Genomic DNA, 23,500 nt, shown 5'->3' on the forward strand with positions numbered 1-23,500 from the left:
CGCGCGCGTCCGTATCCCTTCGTCGCGCCGGCGCGCGCGCAGGTTCAAAGAGATTGGCGTTTCATGGTCGAGAGCGGAGCCCAGGCAGCCTGTGCGCCCCGGGCCGAGCGATGGGGCGCGGGCCGGGCCCGTCAGGCTCGTCCGCGCGGCCTGTGCAGGCGCCCGCCCGTCAGCGGCCGCGGCACCCCCGTCGTCGCGGGCAGGCTGAGCGGCAGGCCGCGCACCGAGCGGATGGCGAAATAGGCGAAGATCTGCGCCTCCAGCGCATCGCCGTCCCAGCCGACGGCCTCGACCGGCTCGACCGGCACGCCGAGGCGCCGGGCGAGACGTTCCATGAAGTGTCGGTTGAGCCGGCCGCCGCCGCCGACCAGCCAGCGTCGCGGCGGCTGCGGGACATGGCGCAGCGCGGCGACGATGCTCTCGACGGTGAAGGCGGCGAGCGTCGCGGCGCCGTCGGCATCCGGCAGCGCCTCGACGACCTGGGCGCGGCGGTGGAAATCGTTGCGGTCGAGCGATTTCGGCGCCGGCCGGTCGAAATACGGATTGGCCATGAAGCCGGCGACGAGATCGTCATGGACCCGGCCGCTCGCCGCCAGCGCGCCATCGGCATCGTAGGGGCGGCCGAGGCGACGCAGCACGAAATCGTCGAGGATGGCGCTGGCCGGGCCGGTGTCGAAGGCGATCACGGTCTCGCCGTCGACATAGGTGACGTTGCCGACGCCGCCGAGATTCAGCACCATCACCGGCTGGCCGAGCCCCTGCACCAGCGCGCGGTGATAGAGCGGCGCGAAGGGAGCGCCCTCGCCGCCGGCCGCGACATTGGCGTCGCGGAAGCGGTCGACCGCCGGGATGCCGAGCGCATCGGCCACGGCCTGACCGTCGATGAGCTGGCGGGTGAAGCGGCGTTCGGGGCGGTGGTAGATCGTCTGGCCGTGCAGGCCGACGAGATCGATGCCGGCGAGATCGAGCCCCTGGTCCGCGACATAGCTGCGGATCGCGGCGAGGTGGTCCGCCGTCACCGCGGCCTCCAGCTCCGCGAGGGGTTCGGACGAGGCCCGCTGGGCATCGGCGACGACCGCCTGCAGGGTGCGGCGCGTGCCGTCGCGATAGGGATAGGAGGCGCCGGGGCCGAAGCTCAGCCGGTCGCGCCCGTCGCTCGTCACCAGCGAGACGTCGATGGCATCCATCGAGGTGCCGCTGATCACGCCGATGGCGGTGAGCATCGCCGATGGGTCGGAAAGGCGATCCGTCAACGACTGCTCTCCCTGAAACACGCCGTCATCCCGGACGCAGCGAAGCGGAGATCCGGGATGACCCGGAGCATGAGGCTGGGCTATTCGCCCGGCTGCGGGCCGTCATAGCCGCCGATGATGACGAGGTCGGACTGGCCGGCGCTGCTGAGGTGCTTCACCGCCTCCTGGTATTCCGGCGAGGCGTAGCAGGCGCGGGCCGTCTCCTCGTCCTTGAACTCGATGACCACGTTGTGCTTGCGCCCCTCGCCGCGGGCGAGCTTGTACTCGCCGCCGCGCACCAGGAACTTCGCCCCGTATTTGGCGAAGGCGACGGCGTTGAGCGAGCGGTACTTGGCGTAGGCCTCGGCGTTCTCGACGTCGACGCGCGCGATCCAGTAGCCCTTCGCCATGGCTCAGGCCCCCTCGACGGCGACGAGGTCGATCTCGCCGGCGCCCTCGCGCAGCTTGCGGGCCTCGGCATATTCCGGCGAGAACAGATAGGCGCGCGCCGAGGCGAAGTCCGCGAATTCGATGACGATGTTGCGGGCGCGGCCCTCGCCCTCGCCCACCGTCATCTGGCCGCCGCGCACGATCGGCGTGCCGCCATAGATCTTCATCACCTCCGAGGATCTGGCGGCATAGGCCGCCCATTTGGTCGCGTCGGTGACCTTGGCGCGGCCGATGACATATCCCTTGGGCATGGTTGCAATCCGTTGGCTGAATCGGGTTCCGGGCCGGAGCTTACGAAGCCGCGACGATCTCGTCCATGACCGCGCCCGCCGCCGCACGCGGGTCGGCCGCGCGGATGATGGGACGCCCGACGACGAGATGGTCGGCGCCGATGCGGATCGCCTCCGCCGGGGTGAGCGTGCGCTTCTGGTCGCCGGCGGCGCTGCCGGAGGGGCGGATGCCGGGCGTGACGATGACCATGTCCGGCCCGATGACCTCGCGCACGATCCCGGTCTCGGCGGCCGAGCAGACGATGCCGTCGATGCCGGCGCTGCGGGCCTGCTCGGCGCGCAGGCGCACGAGATCGCGCACGGCGAGCCCGTAGCCGGCATCGCGCAGGTCGCCGTCGTCATAGGAGGTCAGGGCCGTGACGGCGAGGAGCTTGAGCGCGCTGTCGCCGCGCCCCTCGACCGCGCCGCGCATGGTCTGCGGATAGGCGTGGACGGTGAGGAAGGTGACGCCGAGCTTGGTCAGCGATTCGACGCCTTCCCTCACGGTGTTGCCGATGTCGTGCAGCTTGAGGTCGAGGAAGACCTTCTTGCCCTCGGCCACGAGCTGGCGCGCGAGGTCGAGCCCGCCGGCGAAGGCGAGGCGATAGCCGATCTTGTAGAAGGTCACGCCGTCGCCCAGCGTCGAGACGAGGCGATAAGCGTCCCACACCGTCGGCACATCGAGGGCGACGATCAGGCGGTCGCGGACATCGTTGATCTTCTGCATCGGCCGGCTCCCTGGGTTCCGGGGCAAGGCGCATGATTCGAAGCGGGATGCAAGCGCATGGCCCGCCGCGACGCGCAACGGAACGATCTTCCACGCATCCGCGCCATTCCGAGAAGGATATTCCCCTTTCCCGCCTGTCCTTCTAGGCCTTCGGGCTCTTCCTTCGAGGAGCCGAGGATGTCCTGGACCGCGCTGACCGGCCTGCTGCTGCTGACGGGGGTCGCGGCCTATGCCCAGACGCTGACCGGCTTCGCCTTCGGGCTCATCACCATGGGCGGCGTCGGGCTGACGGGGCTCCTGTCCCTGCCCGAGGCGGCCATGCTGGTCAGCCTGCTGACGCTGGTCAATGCCGCGCAGATGCTGACGAAGGGCTGGCGCGACGTCGACTGGCGCAGCTTCGGGCTGGTGATGCTGGCGGGCCTGCCCTGCCTCTGCCTCGGCTTCTTCCTGCTGGACTGGCTCGCCGAAAGCCGCGCCGACTGGCTCAGGCTGGCGCTGGGCGCCACCATCATCGTCTCGAGCGTCCAGTTGGCGCGGAAGCCGCCGCCGCGCCAGCGGCCCTCCGGGCCGCTCAGCTTCCTGGTCTTCGGCGGCATTGCGGGCGTGATGGGCGGGATGTTCTCCACCTCCGGCCCGCCGGTGGTCTACCATCTCTACCGCCAGCCGCTGCCGCATGTCGTGGTGCGCGAGACGCTGGTGACGATCTTCGCCGTCAATGCCGCGTTCCGGACCGGGCTCGTCGCCGCCTCCGGCCCGTTTCCGCCGGCCGCGACGCTCTCAGGGCTGCTGGCCGTGCCGATGGTGATGGCGGCGACTCATCTCGCCCGCCGCTATCCGCCGCCGCTGACGCAGCGCGCCATGCGGCAGATCGTGTTCCTGCTGCTGTTCCTGTCGGGCGTGTCGCTCGGCGGGCCGGCGCTCGTGCGCCTCGTCGCGCAGGCGCTGTGACGCCCGGCTTCAAGACTTTGAGAGCCGTTGGGAGGAAAGCCCGGTTTCCCGGGCGCCCCTCAGAACTGCGGCATCTGCGGCTGCTGCGCCGCCAGCACCTGCCGGAAGACCTGGCCCCAGACATCCGGCGGCTGCGCCCCCGAGACGGCGAGCTTGCCATCGACGATGAAGAAGGGCACGCCGGTGACGCCGACCTCGCGGGCATGGTTCTCCAGCCCGATCACCGTCTCGCGCAACTCGTCGTTGGCGAGCTCGTCGCGTGCCGCCTGCTCGTCGAAGCCCTGCTCGACGGCGAGCCCGACCAGCGTCTCGAGATCGCCGACATCGCGCCCGTCCTGCCAATAGGCCTTGAACAGCGCCGCCGTCATGTCGCTGCCGCGCTGCACGGTCGAGGCGGCGGCGACCAGCATATGGGCGAGGCGCGTGTTGACGCTCTTCGTCACCTTCGCCCAGTTGAAGGTGACGCCGCTCTCCAGCGCCGCCTCGGAGAGCTTGAGCTCGATCTCCTTGCGCCGCCCGGGGCCGAACTTGCCGTCGAGATACCGCGTGCGGTCCATGCCCTCCTCGGGCATTTCCGGGTTCAGCTCATAGGGCAGCCAGGTGATGGCGACGCGCTCGGCCATGCCGTAGCGCTCCAGCGCCGTCTCCAGCCGGGTCTTGCCGATGAAGCACCAGGGGCAGGCGATGTCGGAAACGATCGCGAGCGGCAGCTTGTCCTGCATGTCGATGTCCTTATGCTCGTTTCGGCATCGGCTTTTCCGAAAACCGGACTCCGCTTTTCGGGCCGAGGCCTCAGGCCGGCGGATAGGGATGCAGCCCGCCATGCCGGTCTTCGGCGACCGCCTCCACGCCCGGCCTGTCGCAGCCGGAGAGGAAGGAGGGGCCGACCGGGATCTTGCCGGCACCGCCGGGGATGTCGAGGATATAGGCCGGCTGGCACAGCCCCGAAAGGTTGCCGCGCAGGCTTTTGACCAGCGCCTGCCCCTCCTCCAGCGTCAAACGGAAATGGGAGGTGCCGGGCGCGAGATCGGGATGGTGCAGGTAATAGGGCTTGATCCGGTTCTCGACGAAGGCGCGCATCAGGGCGCCGAGCGTGTCGACATCGGCATTGACGCCCCTGAGCAGCACGGACTGGCTGAGCAGGACATGCCCGGCATCGGCCAGCGCCGCGATCGCGGCGCGGGCCTCCGGCGTGAACTCGCGCGGATGGTTGGCGTGGATGGCGATGTAGCTCGCCTTGCCGGGAATGCGCAGCGCCTTCGCGTAATCCGGCGTGATCCGGCCCGGATCGACCACCGGCACGCGGGTGTGCCAGCGCGTCACCTTGATATGCGGGATCGCGGCGAGGCGCTTCGCCACTTCGCGCACGCGGCGCGCCGAGAGGATGAAGGGATCGCCGCCCGTCATGATCACCTCCCAGATCTCCGGCCGGGAGGCGAGATAGGCGAGCGCGACGTCGAGCTTCTTAGCCGTCAGCGCGTCGCCGCCGGGACCGACCATCTCGCGGCGGAAGCAGAAGCGGCAATAGACCGGGCAGGCATGGACGAGCTTGAGCAGGGCCCGGTCGGGATAGCGATGGACCACGCCCTCGACCGGGGAATGGGCCTCGTCGCCGATCGGATCGGCCAGCTCCTGCGGCAGCGTCTCAAGCTCGGCCGCATCGGGGACGAACTGGCGCGCGATCGGGTCCGCCGGATCGGCGGGATCGATCAGCCCGGCGACGGCCGGCGTCACCGAGACGGCGTAGCGCTCGGCCACCTGCTGCAGCGCCTCGCGGCGCGCGGGCGGGGCGAGGCCCGCCCCGACGAGCGCGTCGATGCTGCGCAAGGGCTGGCCGCCGGGAGGCAGATGCGCGGTCATGCGCCTCCCCTGCCCGGTTCCGCGACCGGCGTCCAGAGCACATCCTCGATCCGGCGGGCGCCGACGCAGAGCATCGCAAGACGGTCGAAGCCGAGCGCGATGCCCGAGGCCGCCGGCATCAGCGCCAGCGCCTCCAGGAAATCGGCGTCGATCGGATAGCGCTCGCCATAGATGCGCTCCTTCTCGTCCATATCGGCCTCGAAACGGCGGCGCTGCTCGGCCGGGTCGGTGAGCTCGCCGAAGGCGTTGGCGAGCTCGACGCCGCAGGCATAGAGCTCGAAGCGCTCGGCCACGCGCGGGTCGCCGGGCTTGGGCCGGGCGAGCGCGGCCTCGCTGATCGGGTATTCGCAGAGGATCGTGGCGCGGCCGCGGCCGAGATGCGGTTCGATGCGCGCGGAGAGCACGCGGCTGAAGATGTCGGACCAGCTATCGTCCTCGGCCAGGCGAATCCCGGCCCCGACCGCCTGTCCTGCGAGCGCCGCCCGGTCGGTCTCGCCGTCCGGCGAGACCGTCGAGAGCAGATCGATGCCGGCATGGCGGGCGAAGGCCTCGTGCAGCGTCAGGCGCTCGGGTTCGGCGAAGGGGTCGGCTTCGCTGCCGCGCCAGCGCAGGGTGGCGGCGCCGGCGGCGCCGGCGGCCTCGGCCATCAGCGCGGCGCAATCCCGCATCAGCACCTCGTAATCCGCGCCGGCGCGATACCACTCCAGCATGGTGAACTCGGGATGATGCAACGCCGTGCGCTCGCGGTTGCGGAAGACGCGGGCGAAATCGAAGATGCGTTCCTCGCCCGCCGCCAGCAGCTTCTTGGCGGCGAATTCAGGCGAGGTGTGCAGGTAATAGGGGTGCGCCGCCGCGGCATTGTCGATCAGTGTGGTCGCGAAGCCGTGCAGATGCGTCTCGTTGCCGGGCGACATTTGCAGGACCGCCGCCTCGACCTCGGTGAAGCCGCGCGCCTCGAACCAGCGCCTCAGCGCCGCCTTGATCCGCCCGCGCGCCAGCAGGGCCGGACGGCGGTCGGCATGGATGTCGGGCCGCCAGAACGGCGTCGGGGAAGAACTCATCGAATCTCGTGCCGGATGCGTCGCAAAGCTTTCGTTTCGCGCGCGAATGCGGTAGTTGCGCGGCGACAGGAATTTGCATAGCGCGCGGGCGCGCAGCGCACCAGTAAGGACATTCACGTGGTCAAGGTCATCGCCTCTTCCGTCCGCAAGGGCAACGTCCTCGAAGTCGACGGGCACCTGTGCACGGTCCTCTCGGCCGAAAGCTTCTTCCCCGGCAAGGGCACGCCGACGACGCAGATCGACATGCGCCGCATCGCCGACGGGGTGAAGGTCACCCAGCGCTACAAGACCACCGAGCAGGTCGAGCGCGCCTATGTCGAGGACCGCGACTTCACCTATCTCTACCAGGATGGCGAGCAGTTCGTCTTCATGAACCCGGAGACCTTCGACCAGATCAACGTCTCCAGCGACGTCGTCGGCGATGCCGCGCCCTATCTCCAGGAGAACATGGCGGTGACGCTGTCGATGTTCGAGGACCGGGCGGTCGCAATCGAGATGCCGCAGCGGGCGGTGCTCGAGGTGGTCGAGACGGAGCCGGTGACCAAGGGCCAGACGGCCTCCTCCTCCTACAAGCCGGCGATCCTCTCCAACGGCGTGCGCACCGCGGTGCCGCCGCATATCGGCGTCGGCACCCGCATCGTCGTGATGACGGCCGACGGCTCCTATGTCGAGCGCGCGAAAGATTGATCCAGAGGCCGCCGTCAACGCCGCTACGGCGGTCGATTGACGGCGCTTTCTGCGCTTCCGGTGCTCACATACGAAGAGGGCGAGCCGGACGCGCTTTACGTGTGGCGGAAATCCTGTGCCGCCGGGGGCTTGTAATCCCGCCGCGCCCTCCCCATCTCAGCTCTGCGACGATGTCGAGGGCGTTCCACAGCCCTCCGTTGCCGCTGAAGACGGCCATGAGCCGAACGTGTGACGCCGGATGTACGCGCACCGTTCTGCTGCATGGCCGTTGGCGTTTCTGGAAGGATCAGCCCATGGCGGAGGGGCGGTTCCACGGCAGCCGCGCAAGCAGCAGCGCCAGCCCGCACCAGCCCGTGGCGCCGGCGAAGGCGAGCATCGCTCCCAGCAGCCCGGCCGCGGCGAAGGCCGGGGTCAGGCCGGCGAAGCCCGCGGCGACGAGCAGGGCCACCGCGCCGCCGACGATCATCTGAACCTGGCGGAAGATCGAGAGCCGCGCACGGCTCTCGCCGATGACGGGCAGGCCGGCGGCGCGCCAGGCGGCGATGCCGCCCGCGAGATTGGCCGCAAGACCGGCGCCGTCGGAGCCGATCTCCTCCGCGATCGCACAGGCCCGCTCGCCCCGGGCTCCGCTCTGGCACTGGAAGATCAATGTCCGGCCTGCCGGCAGGCCGGCGAGCGCCTGCGGCAGCGCGCCCAGAGGCAGCGATATCGCCTGCGGGATATGGCCGGCGGCGAACTCCGCCGGCTCGCGGACATCGATCAGGAGCGCCTCCCCCGTGGCCAGCCGGCGCTGCGCGTCCTGCGGGGTGATCGAACGGGTCATGAGGGCTGCCTTCCGCAGAAATGGACATAGAGCACCGTCATCAGCTCCATCACGGCCGGATGGGCGATGAAATAATGCAGGGTGCGGTGGTCGCGCCGGAAGTCGACGATCCCTTCCGCCTTCAGCTTGGCGAGATGCTGCGACATCGAGGTCGGGGCGATCCCCGTCTGGGCGATCAGCTCGCCGACGCTCAGCTCGCCTTTCGACAAGGCGCAGAGCACGAGCAGCCGATGCGGGTTGGCGAGCCCCTTGAGGAAATCCGCCACCATCCCGGCCTTCTCCGCCATGGCCTCGGCCAGCGGTTGCTCCTGCTCATAATTCATGTTTTTATGATATTATAAATTTATGAATCGTCAAGCCAGCGAGGCCGATCATGAGCAAGGACTATCCCGCCCTCACCCGGGACATCTCGGCCTATATGCGGGAGCTGCGCGGCTTGCAGCCCGAGGCGATGAAGGGCTTCGGCGCCCTGGCGCAGCCGCCGGCGCCGAGGCGGCGCTCGACCGGAAGAGCAAGGAATTCATCGCGCTGGCCATCGGCATCACCCAGCGCTGCGACGGCTGCATCGGCTTCCACGCCAAGGCGCTGGCCGAACTCGGCGCCTCGCGCCAGGAGATCGCCGAGGTCGCGGCGATGTCGGTCTATATGGGCGGCGGCCCGGCCCTGATGTATGCCGCGGACGCGCTGCGGGCCTTCGACCAGTTCTCCGCGGCCGCCTGAGCCGGGCCCGGCGACCCGCTGGAGCATCGGATCTCCCGAGAACCGCGCTTCCGTTCTCGGGCCGGTGCTTTACTCCTGCAGGAACGGGTTGTTCCGCCGCTCCTCGCCCAGCGTGCTGGCCGGTCCATGGCCGGGCAGGAACTGCACGTCGTCGCCGAGCGGCAGGAGCTTCTCGCGGATGCCGGAGATCAGCGTCGCATGGCTGCCATAGGGCAGATCGGTGCGTCCGACCGAGCCGGCGAAGACCGTGTCGCCCGCCAGCAGGAAGCGCAGATCCTTCTGGAAGAAGGTGACGCTTCCCGGCGAATGGCCGGGCACATGCCGCACCGAGAAGACCAGATCGCCGAGCGAGACCTCGTCGCCGTCCTTCAGCCAGCGCGTCGGCGTGACCGCGCGCAGGCCGTGGATGTCGAAACGCAGCCCCTGCTCCGGCAGGCCGTCGAGCAGGGACTTGTCGCCCTCATGCGGGCCAATGACCGGGATCGACAGCGCCTCGGCCAGCTCGGCAGCGCCGCCGGCATGGTCGAGATGGCCGTGGGTCAGCCAGATCGCGACCGGCGTGACGCCGAGCTCCTTGATGGCCGCGAGCAACTTCGGCACGTCGCCGCCCGGATCGACGATCGCCGCCTGCTTCGTCTTGCTCTCCCAGATGATCGCGCAATTCTGCTCGAACGGCGTCACCGGCACGACGGCGATCTGGAACGGCGGCTGCGGCTGGTCGGTCATGCGAGGGCCTTTCGTATCGGAGCGACGCGCGGATTGGAAAAACCCGTCATTCCGGGGCTTCGCGCAGCGAAGAGCCCGGACCCCATGAACACGACAGCGGGGAAAGGGCAAGACGATGGCCACAGCCTCCTTCCTACCGGCAGTGTTCATGGGTTCCGGGCTCGGCCCAGCGGGCCGCCCCGGAATGACGGCGTCAGCAAACCACCAGCATATAGCCTACCGCCCGCCGCAGCGATTGGCGATGAGGGCGCGGTAATTCACCAGCTCCGAATCCATTTCCCCGACATTGCGGGCGCGCTCGGCGCCGCTCTGGCAGGTCGCGAAGACCGAGCGGGATTTCTGCAGATAGGCCACATGGTCGCGATAGGCGCGGCACTGCGTCGCCTGATCGGCATTGGCCACCTGCGCCAGCCGCGTCTGCTGCACGCGGAAGCCGGCCTCGTTCTGGAACAGGTCGCGCGGGCAGGTCGCGGGGCGCGGCTGCTGCGCCAGGGCCGGCCCCGCCAGCAGCGCCGCCAATGCGAAGGAAAGCGCCAGCCTCATCCCAGGTTCAGCTCCTTGAAGAAGTCGTTGCCCTTGTCGTCGATGACGATGAAGGCCGGGAAATCCTCGACCTCGATGCGCCAGACCGCCTCCATGCCGAGCTCGGGATATTCCAGCACCTCGACCTTGCGGATGCAGTCCTGCGCCAGCCGCGCCGCCGGCCCGCCGATCGAGCCGAGATAGAAGCCGCCATGTTTCTTGCAGGCCTCGCGCACCGCGGCCGAGCGGTTGCCCTTGGCCAGCATCACCATCGAGCCGCCGAAGGACTGGAACTGGTCGACGAAGGAATCCATGCGCCCCGCCGTTGTCGGGCCGAAGGAGCCGGAAGCGAAGCCCTCGGGCGTCTTGGCCGGGCCGGCGTAATAGACCGGGTGGTTCCTGAAATAGTCCGGCATGCCCTCGCCGCGCTCCAGCCGCTCGCGGATCTTCGCGTGGGCGGCGTCGCGCGCGACGATGATGGTGCCCGTCAACGAGAGCCGCGTCTTCACCGGGTACTGCGAGAGTGTGGCGAGAATCGCGCTCATCGGCCGGTTGAGGTCGATCTTGACGACATCGCCGCCGAGCTTCGCCTCGTCGACATCCGGCAGGTATTTCGAGGGGTCGGTCTCCAGCGCCTCGAGGAAGATGCCGTCCTTCGTGATCTTGCCTTTCGCCTGGCGGTCGGCCGAGCAGGAGACGCCGAGCCCGATCGGCAGCGAGGCGCCGTGGCGCGGCAGGCGGATCACGCGCACGTCATGGCAGAAATACTTGCCGCCGAACTGGGCGCCGACGCCGAGGGACTGCGTCAGCCTGTGGATCTCCTCCTCCATCGCGAGATCGCGGAAGGCGTGGCCCGAGGGCGAGCCCTGCGTCGGCAGTTCGTCGAGATATTTGGTCGAGGCGAGCTTGACGGTCTTGAGGTTCTGCTCGGCCGAGGTGCCGCCGATGACGATGGCGAGATGATAGGGCGGGCAGGCCGCCGTGCCGAGCGTCAGGATCTTCTCCTTCAGGAAGGCGATCATCCGCTCCTTGGTCAGCAGCGAGGGCGTCGCCTGGAACAGGAAGGTCTTGTTGGCCGAGCCGCCGCCCTTGGCGACGAAGAGGAATTTATAGGCGTCCTCCCCTTCCGCATAGATGTCGATCTGCGCCGGCAGGTTGGTCGCGGTGTTCTTCTCCTCGAACATCGACAGCGGCGCGACCTGGGAATAGCGCAGGTTGCGCTTGAGATAGGCGTCGTGGACGCCCTCGCCGAGCGCCGCCTCGTCCTGCCCTTCCGTCCAGACCATGCGGCCCTTCTTGCCCATGATGATCGCCGTGCCGGTGTCCTGGCACATCGGCAGCACGCCGCCGGCGGCGATATTGGCGTTCTTCAAGAGATCATAGGCGACGAAGCGGTCGTTCGCGGTCGCCTCGGGATCCTCGAGGATTTTTGCGAGCTGGGCGAGATGGGCCGGCCGCAGCAGGTGGTTGATGTCGATGAAGGCCTGCTCGGACAGCCGGCGGATCGCCTCGCGCGAGACGGTCAGGACCTCGCGGCCGCCGATCGCCTCGACGCCGACGCCCTCGCTGCCGAGCTTGCGATAGGGCGTCCTGTCCTCGCCGAGAGGAAAGAGATCGACATGCGTATAGGCCATGACCAGCGGCTCCGGAGCGGATCGCGCCGCGCGCGGCTCAGGGCTGGCGCGGCGCCTTTCTGGCGGGGGTCATAGCCGCTCGGGCATCCGCGTCCAAGCAGTCTTTAATCAGTCGAAACGCAGCCTGCGCCACAGATCCGCTGTCACCCCGGACGGAGCGAAGCGGAGATCCGGAATCGAAACCTGAGCCTTTGCCAAAAGGGTTCTGGCATGGACCCCCGGGTCAAGCCCGGAATGACGACGGGATTGCGGTCATAAGGCCGGAGGCTCTCAGGCCGCCTGCGCCGCCGATTCCGCCAGCACGGCATAGATCGCTGCCGGATCGCGGATCTTGCGGATCTGTTCCAGGACGGGCTGGTTGCGCAGCACGCGCGCGACCCGCGCCAGCGCCTTGAGATGGTCGGCGCCGGCGCCTTCCGGCGCGATCAGCACGAAGATGATGTCGACGGGCTGGCCGTCCAGCGCGTCGAAATCGATCGGCTTGTCGGCCCGCGCGAACAGGCCGACGAGCCGGTCGGTGCCGGGCATGCGGCCATGCGGGATGGCGATGCCGTCGCCGATGCCGGTCGAGCCGAGGCGCTCGCGCTGCAGCAGCGCCTCGAAGATCTCGCGCTCGGGAAGACCCGTGAGAGTGGCGGCATGCTGGGCAAGCTCCTGCAGAGCCTGCTTCTTGCCGTTGGCCCGCAGCGGCGAGATCACCGCGGCTGGGCTCAGGAGATCGGTCAGCGTCATTCGCCCGTCCATGCATGTCCCGTGCCGCCGAAAAGCGGCAAACGGGTCAAGTTTCGACGGCCGGTGCGGTCATTCCGCCGGCCTTATGACAACGATGCCGGCGGGTCGATCCAGCCGATATTACCGTCGCGGCGGCGATATACGATGTTCATGCGCCCATTGCCAGCATGACGAAAGACGACGACCGGAGCGCCGGTGAGATCGAGTTCGGCGACGGCGTCGCCGACGGTCAGGCTGTGCAGGGATTTGGTCGATTCGGCGACGATGACCGGGTTGTCGGCGCCCGAATCACCGTCGACCTCCTCGATCTCGTCGCCCGGGGCGGCGATCACATAGCTGGGGATTTCGATCCCGGAGTCGCGGCCATTGGCGCCGGTGCGGTCCTTCAGCCGGCGCTTGTAGCGACGCAGCCGCTTCTCGATGCGCTCGGCCATCTTGTCCAGGCTGGCATAGGCATCATGGGCGGTGGCGGTGGCTTCCAGCGTGATCCCGGAGGAGAGATGGATGACGGTGTCGGTGCGAAAGGCAGAACCGTCCTTGTCGACGGTGACATGCCCCTGATAGCCGCCCTCGTAATATTTGCTGACGGCCGCAGCGACCCGCTCCTCGGCCTGGCCGCGCAGGGCCTCGCCGACATCGAGATTCTTGCCGGAGATTCGCAAGCTCATGGACTGCTTCCCCTTGTTAGCCATGGCCAGTGTTCGGCCATCCAGAGGAGCTAAGGACTGCGAGTCCGGGATGTCAATGAGCCACGCCCCTCATGACATCCATGCGGCGGCGCTTTGGAACAAAATCGCGCGGAGCCGGATCGGCGCGCTGAATCGCCCCGGACGGACCGCTTCCTGGAGCGTGCCGCTATTCCCTGGAAACGCGGGTCACCCCGAAGGCAGCCCTCGGCTCCGATCTTCGATCGGCCCAAGGATAAACTCCGCGGAGATCCGGGATGAGCGTCTGTTTCCGAGCCGAGCCAGCGGCTTCTAGCGCCCGCCCAGCGCCATCGCGACCTTTTCGCGCCGCCGCTCCATGGAGGACGGGATCCTGAGCGATTCCCGGTATTTCGCCACGGTGCGCCGGGCGATGTCGATGCCGCCCGCCTTGAGCCGGGTGACGATGGCATCGTCCGAGAGCACCTCGCGCGGGCTCTCCTCGTCGATCATCTGCTTGATCCGGAAACGCACCGCCTCCGCCGAATGGGCCTCGCCATAGCCGGTCGCCGCGATCGCCGCCGAGAAGAAGTACTTCATCTCGAAGACGCCGCGCGAGCAGGTCAGGTACTTGTTCGAGGTGACGCGCGAAACCGTCGATTCATGCATGCCGATGGCATCGGCGACGGTCTTGAGGTTGAGCGGGCGCAGATGCTCGACGCCATGGGCGAAGAAGCCGTCCTGCTGGCGCACGATCTCGCTGGCGACCTTCAGGATGGTGCGGGCGCGCTGCTCCAGCGAGCGGGTCAGCCAGTTCGCCGTCTGCAGGCATTCGGCGATGAAGGCGCGCTCCTGGTCGCTGCGGGCCGATTTCGAGACGCGGGCGTGATAGGTCTGGTTGACCAGCAGGCGCGGCAGCGTGTCGGGGTTGAGGTCGATCAGCCAGGAGCCGTCCGGCGCGGCGCGGATGAAGACGTCGGGCACCACGGTCTCGGCCGCCGAGCCGCCGAAGGCCCGGCCGGGCTTGGGATCGAGCCGGCGGATCTCGGCGACCATGTCGGCGATGTCCTCGTCGTCGACGCCGCAGACCCGCTTCAGCGCGGCGAAGTCGCGCCTGGCGACGAGAGGCAGGTTGGCGACCAGCGCCTGCATGGCCGGGTCGAAGCGGTCGCGCTCGCGCAACTGGATCGCCAGGCACTCGGCGACGTCGCGGGCCGCCACGCCGGAGGGGTCGAAGCCCTGGATGACGGCCAGCACCGCCTCGACCCGGGCGACCGCGACGCCGAGCCGCGCGGCCAAATCCGCGACCGGCTCGCCGAGATAGCCGCTGTCGTCGACCGCGTCGATGAGATGGCGCCCGATGATCCGGTCGCCGGGGTCGCTGACGGCGAGGTCGAGCTGGGCGCTCAGATGGTCGTGCAGCGACAGTTCGGCGGTGAGGCTGCTCTCGAAGCCCTCGGCCCCCTCCTCGAAGGAGCCGCCCGAGGAACCGTAGCTGCCGCCGATCACCGGCAGCATTTCGGTCCCGGCGGCGTCGCTGCGCGCCGCGCTCGGCTGCTCCGCCGGAAAGACGTTGTCGAGGCTGGTGCCGAGGCGCCCTTCCATGCCTTCCAGCGTGTTCAGGCTCTCGGCGCGCGCGAAGCTCTCAGCATCGGCCGCGAGCGGTCCGTCGGCGCCGTTCGCCTCCGCCGGCGGGTCGGCGCCGTCGTCGCGCTCGAGCAGCGGATTGCGCTCCAGCTCGCCCTCGACGAAGTTCTGGAGCTCGAGATGAGACAACTGGAGGAGCTTGATCGCCTGCAGGAGCTGCGGCGTCATCACCAGGGACTGTCCCTGGCGCAATTCCATGCGCGGCATCATCGCCATGCGCGAAAGGCCCTTCTGCGACGGCGCGCCAGCGGCACGCTTCTTGCTTTCGGAAAGGACCCTAGCGTCTGGACGGCGCCGCGTCAAAGCCCCTGCCGCGGATCCGGGCAAGCCGGTCGACGGGCTGCTCCGTCGTCGCTGCGAGGAGCGAAGCGACGAAGCGATCCTTGGGGGCGGCCGTCCCCGGATTGCTTCGCTCCGCTCGCAATGACGGCAGGACGGCGACGCCTCAGAGGCGGAAATCCTCGCCGAGATAGACCCGACGCACATCGGGATTGGCGATGATCTCGGCCGGAGAGCCCTCGGTGAGCACGCGGCCGGAATGGATGATGTAGGCGCGGTCGACGAGGCCCAGCGTCTCGCGGACATTGTGGTCGGTGATCAGCACGCCGATGCCGCGATCGGTGAGCTGGCGGACCAGCGCCTGGATGTCACCGACAGCGATCGGATCGATGCCGGCGAAAGGCTCGTCGAGCAGGATGAAGGAGGGCTTGCCGGCGAGCGCGCGGGCGATCTCGCAGCGGCGGCGCTCGCCGCCCGAAAGCGCGATCGAAGGCGCCTTGCGCAGCCGCGCGATGCTGAACTCCTCCAGGAGCTGGTCGAGCTGGCGCTCGCGGGCCCGGCGGTTGGGTTCGACCACCTCGAGCACGGCGCGGATGTTGTCCTCCACCGAGAGGCCGCGGAAGATCGAGGCCTCCTGCGGCAGATAGCCGATGCCGAGCCGGGCGCGCTGATACATCGGCAGCGGCGTGATGTCGTTGCCCTCCAGCGAGATGACGCCGAGATCGGCCCCGACCAGCCCGGTGATCATGTAGAAGATCGTGGTCTTGCCCGCACCGTTGGGGCCGAGCAGGCCGACCGCCTCGCCCTGGCGCAGATAGAGGCTGGCGTCGCTGACGACGGTGCGCCCGCCATAGCTCTTGCGCAGCCCCGAGACCGCCAGGATGCCCGGGCCGCCGATCGCGGCGGCGATCTGCCCGGCGTCGCCCGGACGGGCCGCGTCCGGGCGACGCCCGAACAGGCCGCGCAGGCGCGACAGCACGCCCCGGCCGCTTGCGGCCTTCACCGGCGCCGTGGGGGTGCGGAGGGGAGCTTCGGAGGCGGTCACTGCGGCCCGGATCGCTTGAGGCAACTCAGTTCGTCGGCTTGGCGGCGGGCTTGGCGCCGGGCTTGCCGGCTTCGGCCTTGTTCGCATCGGTCGAGTTCGGCACGAAGAAGCCCTGCACGCGGCCGCCCTTGCTGGTCTCGACATTGGCCACGCCGGTCACCGTGTTGTAGGTCAGCTTCTCGCCGCGGGTGATGTTGGGCCCGTCGTTGAGCGCGACATTGCCGGTCATGATCACGAGATTGTTGGCGCGGTCGAATTCGGCGTTGTCGGAGGTCGCGGCCTGGGTCTTGGAGACGACCGTGACCGGCCCCTTGCAGAGGATGCGCTTGATCGAGCTGTCGTTGGCCGGGTCCTTGCCGCCCGCCGCGGGGGCCGGCGCCGCCGGCGCGGCCGCCTTGCCGGAAGCGGCGGCGCCCTGCCCGCCGCGCCCTTCATAGAGCACGGTCATCACGGTGCAGCGCACGGTCGTCTCGCCCTGGACGGCGACGACATTGCCGGTGAAGACCGCCTTGTTCTCCTTGTCGAGCACGTCGAGCTTGTCGGCGTCGATCTTGATCGGCTCCTTGCTGTCGCCGCCCAGGCCGCCGAGCGGCGAGGAGGCGTTGCCGCCCTTCTGCCTGGGCTGGGCGAAGCCGTCCTGGGATGCCGCCAGAAGCGCAAGACCGGCGGCCGCCAGCAGCGTGGCAACCCGGCGCGCGCGCATGAAACGGAACGTCTGAGCCGGCGCTCTCATGTCACTGCCTCTTTTCATTGCCTTGCGGCGCTGCGGGCCCGGCGGAAGCCGCCGGCTTCGCCTTCAACAGTTCCGGCATCGGCGTGCTGCCCTCGCGCTCGGGCCCGGCGATGGTCCCGGCCGGCGCGTTCTTGATCAGCACCCGTACACGTCCTTCGAAGGCGATCACCTCGCCGTTGTTCTTCACGTCGAGCGTGTTCGCGTCAACCGTCGTCTGGTCCATATGGACGGTCACGGGCTCCTTGGAGGCGACCGTCCCGGCCTTGAAGTCGACATCGGCGGTCCGCATGCTCATGTCGTGGCCGCTTTCTGTGCGGATCTTGACGTCGTCGACGAGCCTGAGCTTCTCCTTCTGCGTATCGAAGAGCCCGGTCCGCGCATTGACCGTCACCCAGCCCTCGCGCTCCATCTGGATCCGGGCGACGAGGGTCTGGAGCTCGACCTGCGTCGGGTTGCGGATTTCCTGATAGGCGTTCTCGGCCGTCACCTGATAGGGCCGGTTGTCCTTGCGGTAGCCGGAGAGCTTCGGCGTCTCCATCTTGACCTTGCCGCCGGAGATGCCGACCGAGCCGATCGAGACGTTCTGGAGCTTGCCGCGCAGCGGATTGAGGAACGGCACGACGATCAGGCCGAGCACCGAAGCCAGGGCGACGACCGGGATGGCGCGGCGCAGGATGCGGACGAGCCGGGTGTGCCGCTGCGCCGCCACGAAGGCGGCCTTCCGGCGCAGGGCATGTGCCGATAGCCCTGCGGTCGGGTTGTTGAAGGTCATTGCCACAGTCATGCCCCGCGCAATGGCAGTCGCTCACGGCTTTTTCGTGTCGCTAAGGCATCGGACCGAAAGTGGAATCCACTTTTCGGAAGCATCCGATGCGATACCGACACGGCGGACCATCGTTATCGCGCCCGACAGGACGCGCGATGAACCAAGACGAACCGCATCGCGCCCCCGCGCCGCTCGCCCCTCGGAAGGGAAGCGGGACATTCCCCGCTTTGGCGTGCCGACAGACGCCGCAAACCTTAGAAAATGTCAAGTATGGGCGAAGATGTCCGTCTCTTCCCAGCCGGCGAGGTCGAGCTCGGCGCGGGCAGGCAGGAAGTCGAAGCAGGCCCTGGCGAGCTGGCCCCGGCCCTCGCGCGCCAGCATCGCCTCGAGCTTCTGGTGCAAGGCATGCAGGTGCAGCACGTCGGAGGCGGCATAGGAGAGCTGCGCCTCGCTCAGCGTGTCGGCGCCCCAGTCGGAGGATTGCTGCTGCTTCGACAGTTCGACCCCGAGCAGCTCCCGCACCAGGTCCTTCAGCCCGTGGCGGTCGGTATAGGTGCGGGCCAGCTTCGAGGCGATCTTGGTGCAGTAGACCGGGGTGGTGACGACGCCGAAGGCATGGCGCAGCACGGCGACGTCGAAGCGGGCGAAATGGAAGAGCTTCAGCACCGCCGGATCCTCCAGCAGCCGGACCAGGTTCTTCGGCCGCCCGGCGTCCTTCGGGATCTGCACGACATCGGCCGTCCCGTCCCCGCGCGAGAGCTGGACGACGCAGAGCCGGTCGCGATGCGGGTTGAGGCCGAGCGTCTCGGTGTCGATCGCGACGCTCGCCCCGGCATCGTAGCCGTCCGGAAGATCGCCGCGATGGAAACGGATGGTCATGCTCGAAAACCTCACTGCTCCGGCCGCTTCGGCCGGCACGTCGACACAGGGGCCGTTTCGGCCCCCCGCCGGGGAAAACCGCCGCGACAAGCCTTCGCAGCTAGCGGCCCGCCTCGCCGCGTTCAAGCCTTTTCTGAGACCGGACAAGGATTTGGGATCGCGTTAACCTTTTATTCACCATAAGCTTCAATCCGCGGCGGCGGCATGCGAGAAGAAGGGCAACGGAGCCTGACTCATGTCCCCGATCCGCCTGTTCACCGATCTCGACGGCCGCATCGGCCTCAGGGCCTTCTGGCTCGGCAGCGCCACGGTCGCGCTCGCCCTGTTCGCGGTCCAGCGGCTCGCCCCGCATCTGACCGACCCGGCCTCGGCGGTGCAGGCGGTCGCCTTCGCCAAGGCCTTCGCCCTGTTTCCCTGGTCGGCGCTCGCCGCGAAGCGCGCGCGGGACCGCGGCGGCTCCTCGCTGTTCGGCATCCTGCTGGTCTGCGCCATCGTCCTGCCGGAGCAGTTGCTGCCGCATGTGCCGTTTGGCTGGCGGCCCTCGATGGAGGCGATCGGGACGATCGCCTGGGTCGTCGCCCTCATCGATCTCGGCCTGATGCCCTCGGCGCAGCGCGACCCGCGCGAATCCGGGCTTGCGACGGCCGTGGCGGGTGCTAAAGCGGCGGAATGACCGCCACACCGACCCGCTCCGCCCCTCCCCTCGATTTCGACCCCGCCGACCCGGTCGCGCTGACGCAGGCGCTGGTGCGCTGCCCCTCGGTGACGCCGGCCGAGGCCGGCGTGCTCGCGCTGCTGGAGCAGGTGCTGGCGGCGGAAGGCTATGCGGTGCACCGCCCGGTCTTCAGCGAGCCCGGCATGCCGGATGTCGAGAACCTCTATGCCAGGATCGGCAGCGAAGGCCCTGTCTTCGTCGTCGCCGGCCATGTCGACGTCGTGCCGGTCGGCGACGAGGCGGCCTGGACGCGCGCGCCCTTCGCGGCCACGATCGAGAACGGCGTCCTCTACGGGCGCGGCGCCTGCGACATGAAGGGCGGGCTCGCGGCGATGGTCTCGGCCGCGATCCGCTATCGGCGCGAAAATCCGGAGGCGCCGGGCTCGATCGCCTTCCTGGTCGCCGGCGACGAGGAGGGGCCGGCCGTCAACGGCACGGTGAAGCTGCTGAAATGGGCGCATGAGCGCGGCGAGCGCTTCGACCATTGCCTGCTCGGCGAGCCGACCAATCCGGCGGCGATGAGCGACATGATCAAGATCGGCCGGCGCGGCTCGCTGACCGGCGAGCTGACCGTCAACGGCACACAGGGCCATGTCGGCTATCCGCATCTCGCCGACAATCCGATCCGCGGCATGGTGCGCCTGCTGGCCGCGCTCGACGCGACCCCGCTCGACGCCGGCACCACGCATTTCGACCCGAGCAATCTCGAAGTGACGACGCTCGATGTCGGCAACCCGGCGACCAACGTCATCCCGGCGCAGGCCAGGGCCGTCTTCAACATCCGCTTCAACGATCGCTGGACGCCGGAAACCCTCGCCGCCGAGATAGAGCGCCGGCTGCGCGAGGCCGCCGGCAACACGGTACGCTACGAGATCCGCTTCCGGCCAACCAATTCGGTCGCCTTCCTGACCGAGCCCGGCCCCTTCGTGGCGATGGTCGCGGACGCGGTCGAGGCCGAGACCGGCAAGCGACCGGCGCTGTCGACGACCGGCGGCACCTCGGATGCCCGCTTCATCAAGAGCTATTGCCCCGTCGTCGAATACGGCGTCGTCGGCAAGACCATGCATCAGGTCGACGAATGCGTCGCCGTGTCCGACCTCCTCGCGCTGGAACGGATCACGCATCGCCTGCTCGCCCGCTATTTTGCAGCGCAGCATAGGGCTTGACCTGCCCGCGAAGCGGACCATTATCTGACCTAGACGAAAGTCTAAGGTTTTGTGATGGAGTTCGCGATGAGGCTCGATGCCGACGATGTCGCGCGGTCGCTGCGCGGTTCCTGGCGCCTGATGAGCAAGGGGGCCGAGGCGCTGCCCGAGCTCGACCTCAGCCGCGACGGATTCTGGCGCTCCTTCCTGGCCTTCGCGCTAATGCTGCCGGCGACGATCGCAATCCTCGCCGCGATGCGGCTGGCGGCCGGGCTCGGCAATGCCGGCGGCCTGCTCGGCGCGCCCATGCTGGCGCTTTCGGTCGCGGCGGCGCTGTCGCTCGCCATCCTGGTGGTGCCGGCCTTCCTGATCGTGATCCGGCCGGAGCTGGCGCAGGCGCCGCGCTTCACCAGCTTCGTCATCGCCTGGAACTGGTCCGGCATCGTCTCCGCCAGCCTCATGGCCGTGCCTGCGGCGGTCTATGCGCTCGGCTGGGCGCCCCCCACGCTGGCGCTGGTGCAATCGGCCTTCTTCGCCGCGATCGTGCTGCGCCTGCGCTATTGCGTGGCGCGCGCCGCCTTCGGCGCCGGCAACGGCATCGCCTGGCCGCTGGTCATCGCCAGCGTGGTGCTCGATTACGGCGTGCTGCGGCTGTTCGGGCTGCTCTGAGGCAGGCCTATTCGTAGTCTACCCCGGCGAGATAGAGGCCGCAGGAGGGCGCGAGCGCCGCGCATTGCGAGCGATCCCGCGCCGCCAGCACCGCGCCGATCTTCGCCTCCGGCCAGCGCCCGGCACCGACCATCTTCAGCGAGCCGACGATCGAGCGGACCTGATGATGCAGGAAGGAGCGGGCATGGGTGTAGACCACGATCTCCGCTCCCTCGCGCCGGACGTCGAGCCGGTCGAGCGTGCGGATCGGGCTGTTGGCCTGGCATTCGGCGGCGCGGAAGGTGGTGAAGTCGTGCTTGCCGAGCAGGGCCTTGGCGGCGCGGTCCATCGCCTCGTGGTCGAGCCTCACCGGCACATGCCAGACGCGGTTGCGGTCCAGCGCCGGCGGCGCGCGCCGGTCGAGAATGCGGTAGATGTAGTAGCGGCGCCTCGCCGAGAGGCGGGCGTCGAAATCCTCCGGCACGATCTCGGCCTGGAGCACGCTGACCGGCACCAGCGCCTTGAGCCGGGCGTTGCTGGCGTCACGCACCACATCGCTGCGCCATTCCCTGTCGAGATCGACATGGGCGACCTGGTGGAGGGCGTGAACGCCGGCATCGGTGCGCCCGGCGCAATGCAGCCGCACGGGATGGCCGCAGAAGGCCTCGACCGCCTCCTCGACGCTCTGCTGCACCGACGGATCGCTCGCCTGGCGCTGCCAGCCCGAGAAGCGCGTGCCGTCATATTCGATGACGAGCTTGTAGCGCGGCATCAGGCGCTCATCCCATTCTCCGGGCCGTCATCCCGGACAAGCGGCGAAGCGGCGCCGATCCGGGATCCATGCCTGAACCGTTCCGGCATGGATCCCGGGTCTCCGCTTCGCTCCGCCCGGGACGACCGCGTGAGAAACCACCTCATCAGAGCCTGTCGCCCGCCCCGAGCCGGGCGCCGCGCAGGAATTCCGCCCCGCTCATCGGCGCCTTGCCGGCGCGCTGCACCTGGAGCAGCTTCACCGCCCCGACCGCGCAGGCGACCGTGCCCTCGTCGTCGAGCAGGGTGCCCGGCTCGGCCGCGCCGCCGGCGCGCGCCGTGCGCAGGATCTTGAGCCGTTCCGGCCCCTTGCCGAGGTCGATCTCGGCGAAGGCGCCGGGAAAGGGCGAGAGGCCGCGCACGAGATCGTGCACCTGCTGCGCCGGGCGCGCCCAGCTCAGCTTCGCCTCGGCATTGGCGATCTTGGCGGCGTAGGTGACGCCCTCCTCCGCCTGCGGCGTGAAATGCAGGGCGCCGCGGCCGAGCGCCGCGAGCGCGCGCACCATCAGATCGGCGCCGAGGATGCTGAGCCCGTCGTGCAACTCTCCCGCCGTCATGTCCGGCCCGATCGCCAGCGTCTCGACCATGCCGACCGGGCCGGTATCGAGCCCGGCCTCCATCTTCATCACGCAGACGCCGCTCTCGGCATCGCCGGCCATGATCGCGCGCTGGATCGGCGCGGCGCCGCGCCAGCGCGGCAGCAGCGAGGCATGCAGGTTGAGGCAGCCCAGCTCCGGCAGGTCGAGGATCGCCTGCGGCAGGATCATGCCATAGGCGACGACGACCGCGACATCGGCCTGATGGGAGGCGAAGATCCCGGCCTGCTCGTCGCTCTTCAGGCTGGCGGGGGTCAGGACCGGGATGCCGAAGCGCTCCGCCGCCTTGTGCACCGGCGAGGGCCGCAGCTCCAGCCCGCGGCCCGCCTGCGCGGGGGCGCGCGTATAGCAGGAGACGACCTCGTGGCCCTGGCCGACGATCTCGGTCAGCACCGGCACCGCGAAATCGGGCGTGCCCATGAAGATGACGCGCAAGCTCATATGCTGACCATAACTCCGTGGCGGCCGTGAGCCCGGGCTACCGCAGGGCGACCCGGGATCCATGCCTGAACCTCTCGCGCCGGCGCTCCGGCATGGTTCCCGGACCTGCGCCCGGCTCCGCCCGGAAGGGCGGCCGGCGGACCCGAAAACCTCAGGCTGCCGAGCGCTTGGCGGCCTTGGCGAATTTCTTGGTGACGCGCTCGCGCTTCAGCCGCGAGAGATGGTCGATGAAGAGCACGCCGTTGAGATGGTCGATCTCGTGCTGGAGACAGGTGGCGAGCAGGCCGTCGGCCGCGATCTCCTGCGTCTTGCCGTCGAGATCGGTATAGCGGACCTTGACCTGCGCCGGCCGCTCGACCTCCTCGTAATAGTCCGGGATCGAGAGGCAGCCTTCCTCGTAGACGCTGAAATCCGCGGAGGACCAGGTCACTTCGGGATTGATGAAGACCTGCGGCCTCTTCGGCTCCGGCTCCTCCTCGTCCTTCGCCTCGCGCTTCGACAGGTCCATGGTCACGACGCGCAGCGGCACGCCGACCTGGATCGCGGCGAGCCCGATGCCGGGCGCGTCGTACATGGTCTCGAACATGTCGTCGACCAGCGTCCGGATCTCGGGCGTGACGGCCTCGACCGGCTTCGAGACGAGCCGGAGCTGGCTGTCGGGCAGGATGACGAGCGGGCGAATGGCCATGGGATTCCGCAGGAAAAGAGCTGTTGAGCCCGGGACATAAGCATTTGTGGGCAAGCGGTCAAACTGTTCCGCT

The 23,500-nt window shown here is 68.9% G+C and carries 27 protein-coding genes and 1 pseudogene; 6 read left to right on the plus strand and 22 right to left on the minus strand.

What is annotated here, in order from left to right; all coding sequences use genetic code 11:
- Positions 1-131 precede the first annotated feature (131 nt).
- The 4 genes from ACWH43_RS18620 to pyrF all read right to left on the minus strand — a co-directional run bounded on the left by ACWH43_RS18620 (position 132) and on the right by pyrF (position 2,678).
- Positions 132-1,253, minus strand: coding sequence for an anhydro-N-acetylmuramic acid kinase (locus ACWH43_RS18620; RefSeq protein WP_448153583.1), 1,122 nt, complete (start codon positions 1,251-1,253; stop codon positions 132-134).
- Between the two features lie 80 nt (positions 1,254-1,333).
- Positions 1,334-1,642, minus strand: coding sequence for a DUF1330 domain-containing protein (locus ACWH43_RS18625; protein ID WP_061965366.1), 309 nt, complete (start codon positions 1,640-1,642; stop codon positions 1,334-1,336).
- A 3-nt stretch (positions 1,643-1,645) separates the two neighbouring features.
- Positions 1,646-1,933: a DUF1330 domain-containing protein gene (locus ACWH43_RS18630; protein ID WP_158445800.1), complete on the minus strand. Its 288-nt coding sequence runs from the start codon at positions 1,931-1,933 to the stop codon at positions 1,646-1,648.
- Between the two features lie 40 nt (positions 1,934-1,973).
- Complete coding sequence (gene pyrF / locus ACWH43_RS18635) at positions 1,974-2,678, minus strand: orotidine-5'-phosphate decarboxylase (RefSeq protein WP_158445801.1); 705 nt, start codon at positions 2,676-2,678, stop codon at positions 1,974-1,976.
- 177 nt (positions 2,679-2,855) lie between these two features.
- Here pyrF and ACWH43_RS18640 point away from each other — a divergent pair, with 177 nt between their 5' ends.
- A complete protein-coding gene (locus ACWH43_RS18640) occupies positions 2,856-3,626 on the plus strand; it encodes a sulfite exporter TauE/SafE family protein (protein WP_158445802.1) in 771 nt (256 codons plus the stop codon).
- 59 nt (positions 3,627-3,685) lie between these two features.
- Here ACWH43_RS18640 and ACWH43_RS18645 read toward each other — a convergent pair whose 3' ends face one another.
- From ACWH43_RS18645 to epmA, 3 genes are all read right to left on the minus strand, one after another.
- Positions 3,686-4,348: a DsbA family oxidoreductase gene (locus ACWH43_RS18645; protein ID WP_260349265.1), complete on the minus strand. Its 663-nt coding sequence runs from the start codon at positions 4,346-4,348 to the stop codon at positions 3,686-3,688.
- Between the two features lie 70 nt (positions 4,349-4,418).
- Positions 4,419-5,486 (minus strand): lysine-2,3-aminomutase-like protein, encoded by a 1,068-nt coding sequence (locus tag ACWH43_RS18650; protein WP_158448019.1) that lies wholly within the window; start codon positions 5,484-5,486, stop codon positions 4,419-4,421.
- Positions 5,483-6,547: an EF-P lysine aminoacylase EpmA gene (epmA, locus tag ACWH43_RS18655; protein ID WP_158448018.1), complete on the minus strand. Its 1,065-nt coding sequence runs from the start codon at positions 6,545-6,547 to the stop codon at positions 5,483-5,485. The genes ACWH43_RS18650 and epmA overlap by 4 nt, the downstream gene beginning before the upstream one ends.
- A 117-nt stretch (positions 6,548-6,664) precedes the next feature.
- On the opposite strand from epmA, the gene efp reads away from it, so the two are divergent.
- Positions 6,665-7,234, plus strand: coding sequence for an elongation factor P (efp, locus tag ACWH43_RS18660; RefSeq protein ID WP_158448017.1), 570 nt, complete (start codon positions 6,665-6,667; stop codon positions 7,232-7,234).
- Between the two features lie 286 nt (positions 7,235-7,520).
- Here efp and ACWH43_RS18665 read toward each other — a convergent pair whose 3' ends face one another.
- Positions 7,521-8,057, minus strand: a complete 537-nt coding sequence (locus tag ACWH43_RS18665) for a rhodanese-like domain-containing protein (RefSeq protein ID WP_158448016.1) — start codon at positions 8,055-8,057, stop codon at positions 7,521-7,523.
- Positions 8,054-8,380, minus strand: coding sequence for an ArsR/SmtB family transcription factor (locus tag ACWH43_RS18670; RefSeq protein ID WP_260349266.1), 327 nt, complete (start codon positions 8,378-8,380; stop codon positions 8,054-8,056). Before ACWH43_RS18670 ends, ACWH43_RS18665 begins: the two co-directional genes overlap by 4 nt.
- A 50-nt stretch (positions 8,381-8,430) precedes the next feature.
- Here ACWH43_RS18670 and ACWH43_RS18675 point away from each other — a divergent pair.
- Positions 8,431-8,777, plus strand: a pseudogene (locus tag ACWH43_RS18675) (carboxymuconolactone decarboxylase family protein).
- Positions 8,778-8,846: 69 nt separating this feature from the next.
- On the opposite strand, the gene ACWH43_RS18680 reads toward ACWH43_RS18675, so the two are convergent.
- The 10 genes from ACWH43_RS18680 to ACWH43_RS18725 all read right to left on the minus strand — a co-directional run bounded on the left by ACWH43_RS18680 (position 8,847) and on the right by ACWH43_RS18725 (position 18,384).
- The gene (locus tag ACWH43_RS18680) at positions 8,847-9,503 is read right to left on the minus strand and encodes an MBL fold metallo-hydrolase (protein ID WP_158443757.1); all 657 of its coding nucleotides are present in this window, start codon (positions 9,501-9,503) and stop codon (positions 8,847-8,849) included.
- A 216-nt stretch (positions 9,504-9,719) separates the two neighbouring features.
- Entirely contained in the window at positions 9,720-10,046 is a 327-nt protein-coding gene (locus ACWH43_RS18685; RefSeq protein WP_158443756.1) for a hypothetical protein, read from the minus strand.
- Positions 10,043-11,659, minus strand: a complete 1,617-nt coding sequence (locus ACWH43_RS18690; RefSeq protein WP_158443755.1) for a fumarate hydratase — start codon at positions 11,657-11,659, stop codon at positions 10,043-10,045. The genes ACWH43_RS18685 and ACWH43_RS18690 overlap by 4 nt, the downstream gene beginning before the upstream one ends.
- Before the next feature lie 270 nt (positions 11,660-11,929).
- Complete coding sequence (gene ptsN / locus ACWH43_RS18695) at positions 11,930-12,391, minus strand: PTS IIA-like nitrogen regulatory protein PtsN (RefSeq protein ID WP_158448015.1); 462 nt, start codon at positions 12,389-12,391, stop codon at positions 11,930-11,932.
- 83 nt (positions 12,392-12,474) lie between these two features.
- Positions 12,475-13,059, minus strand: coding sequence for a ribosome hibernation-promoting factor, HPF/YfiA family (gene hpf / locus ACWH43_RS18700; RefSeq protein ID WP_158443753.1), 585 nt, complete (start codon positions 13,057-13,059; stop codon positions 12,475-12,477).
- Positions 13,060-13,368: 309 nt separating this feature from the next.
- Entirely contained in the window at positions 13,369-14,898 is a 1,530-nt protein-coding gene (gene rpoN / locus ACWH43_RS18705; protein WP_158443752.1) for an RNA polymerase factor sigma-54, read from the minus strand.
- A gap of 229 nt (positions 14,899-15,127) precedes the next feature.
- Positions 15,128-16,093 (minus strand): LPS export ABC transporter ATP-binding protein, encoded by a 966-nt coding sequence (lptB, locus tag ACWH43_RS18710; RefSeq protein WP_260349267.1) that lies wholly within the window; start codon positions 16,091-16,093, stop codon positions 15,128-15,130.
- Positions 16,032-16,739 (minus strand): LptA/OstA family protein, encoded by a 708-nt coding sequence (locus ACWH43_RS18715; protein ID WP_260349268.1) that lies wholly within the window; start codon positions 16,737-16,739, stop codon positions 16,032-16,034. Before ACWH43_RS18715 ends, lptB begins: the two co-directional genes overlap by 62 nt.
- A gap of 1 nt (position 16,740) precedes the next feature.
- Complete coding sequence (gene lptC / locus ACWH43_RS18720) at positions 16,741-17,523, minus strand: LPS export ABC transporter periplasmic protein LptC (protein ID WP_158443750.1); 783 nt, start codon at positions 17,521-17,523, stop codon at positions 16,741-16,743.
- Positions 17,524-17,769: 246 nt separating this feature from the next.
- Complete coding sequence (locus tag ACWH43_RS18725; protein ID WP_158443749.1) at positions 17,770-18,384, minus strand: ribonuclease D; 615 nt, start codon at positions 18,382-18,384, stop codon at positions 17,770-17,772.
- A 235-nt stretch (positions 18,385-18,619) separates the two neighbouring features.
- On the opposite strand from ACWH43_RS18725, the gene ACWH43_RS18730 reads away from it, so the two are divergent.
- The 3 genes from ACWH43_RS18730 (at position 18,620) to ACWH43_RS18740 (ending at position 20,913) form a co-directional block, all read left to right on the plus strand.
- A complete protein-coding gene (locus ACWH43_RS18730) occupies positions 18,620-19,057 on the plus strand; it encodes a DUF805 domain-containing protein (RefSeq protein WP_158443748.1) in 438 nt (145 codons plus the stop codon).
- A complete protein-coding gene (gene dapE, locus ACWH43_RS18735; RefSeq protein WP_158443747.1) occupies positions 19,054-20,265 on the plus strand; it encodes a succinyl-diaminopimelate desuccinylase in 1,212 nt (403 codons plus the stop codon). The genes ACWH43_RS18730 and dapE overlap by 4 nt, the downstream gene beginning before the upstream one ends.
- 66 nt (positions 20,266-20,331) lie before the next feature.
- Positions 20,332-20,913 (plus strand): hypothetical protein, encoded by a 582-nt coding sequence (locus tag ACWH43_RS18740; RefSeq protein WP_158443746.1) that lies wholly within the window; start codon positions 20,332-20,334, stop codon positions 20,911-20,913.
- A 7-nt stretch (positions 20,914-20,920) separates the two neighbouring features.
- Here the strand turns inward: ACWH43_RS18740 and truA are convergent, their stop codons facing one another.
- The 3 genes from truA to def all read right to left on the minus strand — a co-directional run bounded on the left by truA (position 20,921) and on the right by def (position 23,427).
- Positions 20,921-21,664, minus strand: coding sequence for a tRNA pseudouridine(38-40) synthase TruA (gene truA, locus ACWH43_RS18745; RefSeq protein WP_158443745.1), 744 nt, complete (start codon positions 21,662-21,664; stop codon positions 20,921-20,923).
- 145 nt (positions 21,665-21,809) lie between these two features.
- Entirely contained in the window at positions 21,810-22,739 is a 930-nt protein-coding gene (gene fmt / locus ACWH43_RS18750; protein ID WP_158443744.1) for a methionyl-tRNA formyltransferase, read from the minus strand.
- Positions 22,740-22,890: 151 nt separating this feature from the next.
- Complete coding sequence (gene def / locus ACWH43_RS18755) at positions 22,891-23,427, minus strand: peptide deformylase (RefSeq protein ID WP_158443743.1); 537 nt, start codon at positions 23,425-23,427, stop codon at positions 22,891-22,893.
- Positions 23,428-23,500 lie beyond the last annotated feature (73 nt).

It is taken from the genome of Allobosea minatitlanensis (genome assembly GCF_964020775.1).

Bases quoted from the DNA above. Each gene is read 5' to 3' on its own strand.
- lptB (WP_260349267.1), bottom strand. From the start codon at position 16,093: ATGCGAACAAGGCCGAAGCCGGCAAGCCCGGCGCCAAGCCCGCCGCCA.
- ACWH43_RS18685 (WP_158443756.1), bottom strand. From the start codon at position 10,046: ATGAGGCTGGCGCTTTCCTTCGCATTGGCGGCGCTGCTGGCGGGGCCG.
- def (WP_158443743.1), bottom strand. From the start codon at position 23,427: ATGGCCATTCGCCCGCTCGTCATCCTGCCCGACAGCCAGCTCCGGCTC.
- ACWH43_RS18740 (WP_158443746.1), top strand. From the start codon at position 20,332: ATGAGGCTCGATGCCGACGATGTCGCGCGGTCGCTGCGCGGTTCCTGG.
- fmt (WP_158443744.1), bottom strand. From the start codon at position 22,739: ATGAGCTTGCGCGTCATCTTCATGGGCACGCCCGATTTCGCGGTGCCG.
- ACWH43_RS18640 (WP_158445802.1), top strand. From the start codon at position 2,856: ATGTCCTGGACCGCGCTGACCGGCCTGCTGCTGCTGACGGGGGTCGCG.
- ACWH43_RS18670 (WP_260349266.1), bottom strand. From the start codon at position 8,380: ATGAATTATGAGCAGGAGCAACCGCTGGCCGAGGCCATGGCGGAGAAG.
- pyrF (WP_158445801.1), bottom strand. From the start codon at position 2,678: ATGCAGAAGATCAACGATGTCCGCGACCGCCTGATCGTCGCCCTCGAT.
- ACWH43_RS18715 (WP_260349268.1), bottom strand. From the start codon at position 16,739: ATGAGAGCGCCGGCTCAGACGTTCCGTTTCATGCGCGCGCGCCGGGTT.
- ACWH43_RS18730 (WP_158443748.1), top strand. From the start codon at position 18,620: ATGTCCCCGATCCGCCTGTTCACCGATCTCGACGGCCGCATCGGCCTC.
- ACWH43_RS18665 (WP_158448016.1), bottom strand. From the start codon at position 8,057: ATGACCCGTTCGATCACCCCGCAGGACGCGCAGCGCCGGCTGGCCACG.
- ACWH43_RS18625 (WP_061965366.1), bottom strand. From the start codon at position 1,642: ATGGCGAAGGGCTACTGGATCGCGCGCGTCGACGTCGAGAACGCCGAG.
- dapE (WP_158443747.1), top strand. From the start codon at position 19,054: ATGACCGCCACACCGACCCGCTCCGCCCCTCCCCTCGATTTCGACCCC.
- ACWH43_RS18630 (WP_158445800.1), bottom strand. From the start codon at position 1,933: ATGCCCAAGGGATATGTCATCGGCCGCGCCAAGGTCACCGACGCGACC.
- ACWH43_RS18690 (WP_158443755.1), bottom strand. From the start codon at position 11,659: ATGGCCTATACGCATGTCGATCTCTTTCCTCTCGGCGAGGACAGGACG.
- rpoN (WP_158443752.1), bottom strand. From the start codon at position 14,898: ATGGCGATGATGCCGCGCATGGAATTGCGCCAGGGACAGTCCCTGGTG.
- lptC (WP_158443750.1), bottom strand. From the start codon at position 17,523: ATGACTGTGGCAATGACCTTCAACAACCCGACCGCAGGGCTATCGGCA.
- truA (WP_158443745.1), bottom strand. From the start codon at position 21,664: ATGCCGCGCTACAAGCTCGTCATCGAATATGACGGCACGCGCTTCTCG.
- ptsN (WP_158448015.1), bottom strand. From the start codon at position 12,391: ATGACGCTGACCGATCTCCTGAGCCCAGCCGCGGTGATCTCGCCGCTG.
- ACWH43_RS18645 (WP_260349265.1), bottom strand. From the start codon at position 4,348: ATGCAGGACAAGCTGCCGCTCGCGATCGTTTCCGACATCGCCTGCCCC.
- epmA (WP_158448018.1), bottom strand. From the start codon at position 6,547: ATGAGTTCTTCCCCGACGCCGTTCTGGCGGCCCGACATCCATGCCGAC.
- ACWH43_RS18680 (WP_158443757.1), bottom strand. From the start codon at position 9,503: ATGACCGACCAGCCGCAGCCGCCGTTCCAGATCGCCGTCGTGCCGGTG.
- ACWH43_RS18725 (WP_158443749.1), bottom strand. From the start codon at position 18,384: ATGACCATCCGTTTCCATCGCGGCGATCTTCCGGACGGCTACGATGCC.
- hpf (WP_158443753.1), bottom strand. From the start codon at position 13,059: ATGAGCTTGCGAATCTCCGGCAAGAATCTCGATGTCGGCGAGGCCCTG.
- ACWH43_RS18650 (WP_158448019.1), bottom strand. From the start codon at position 5,486: ATGACCGCGCATCTGCCTCCCGGCGGCCAGCCCTTGCGCAGCATCGAC.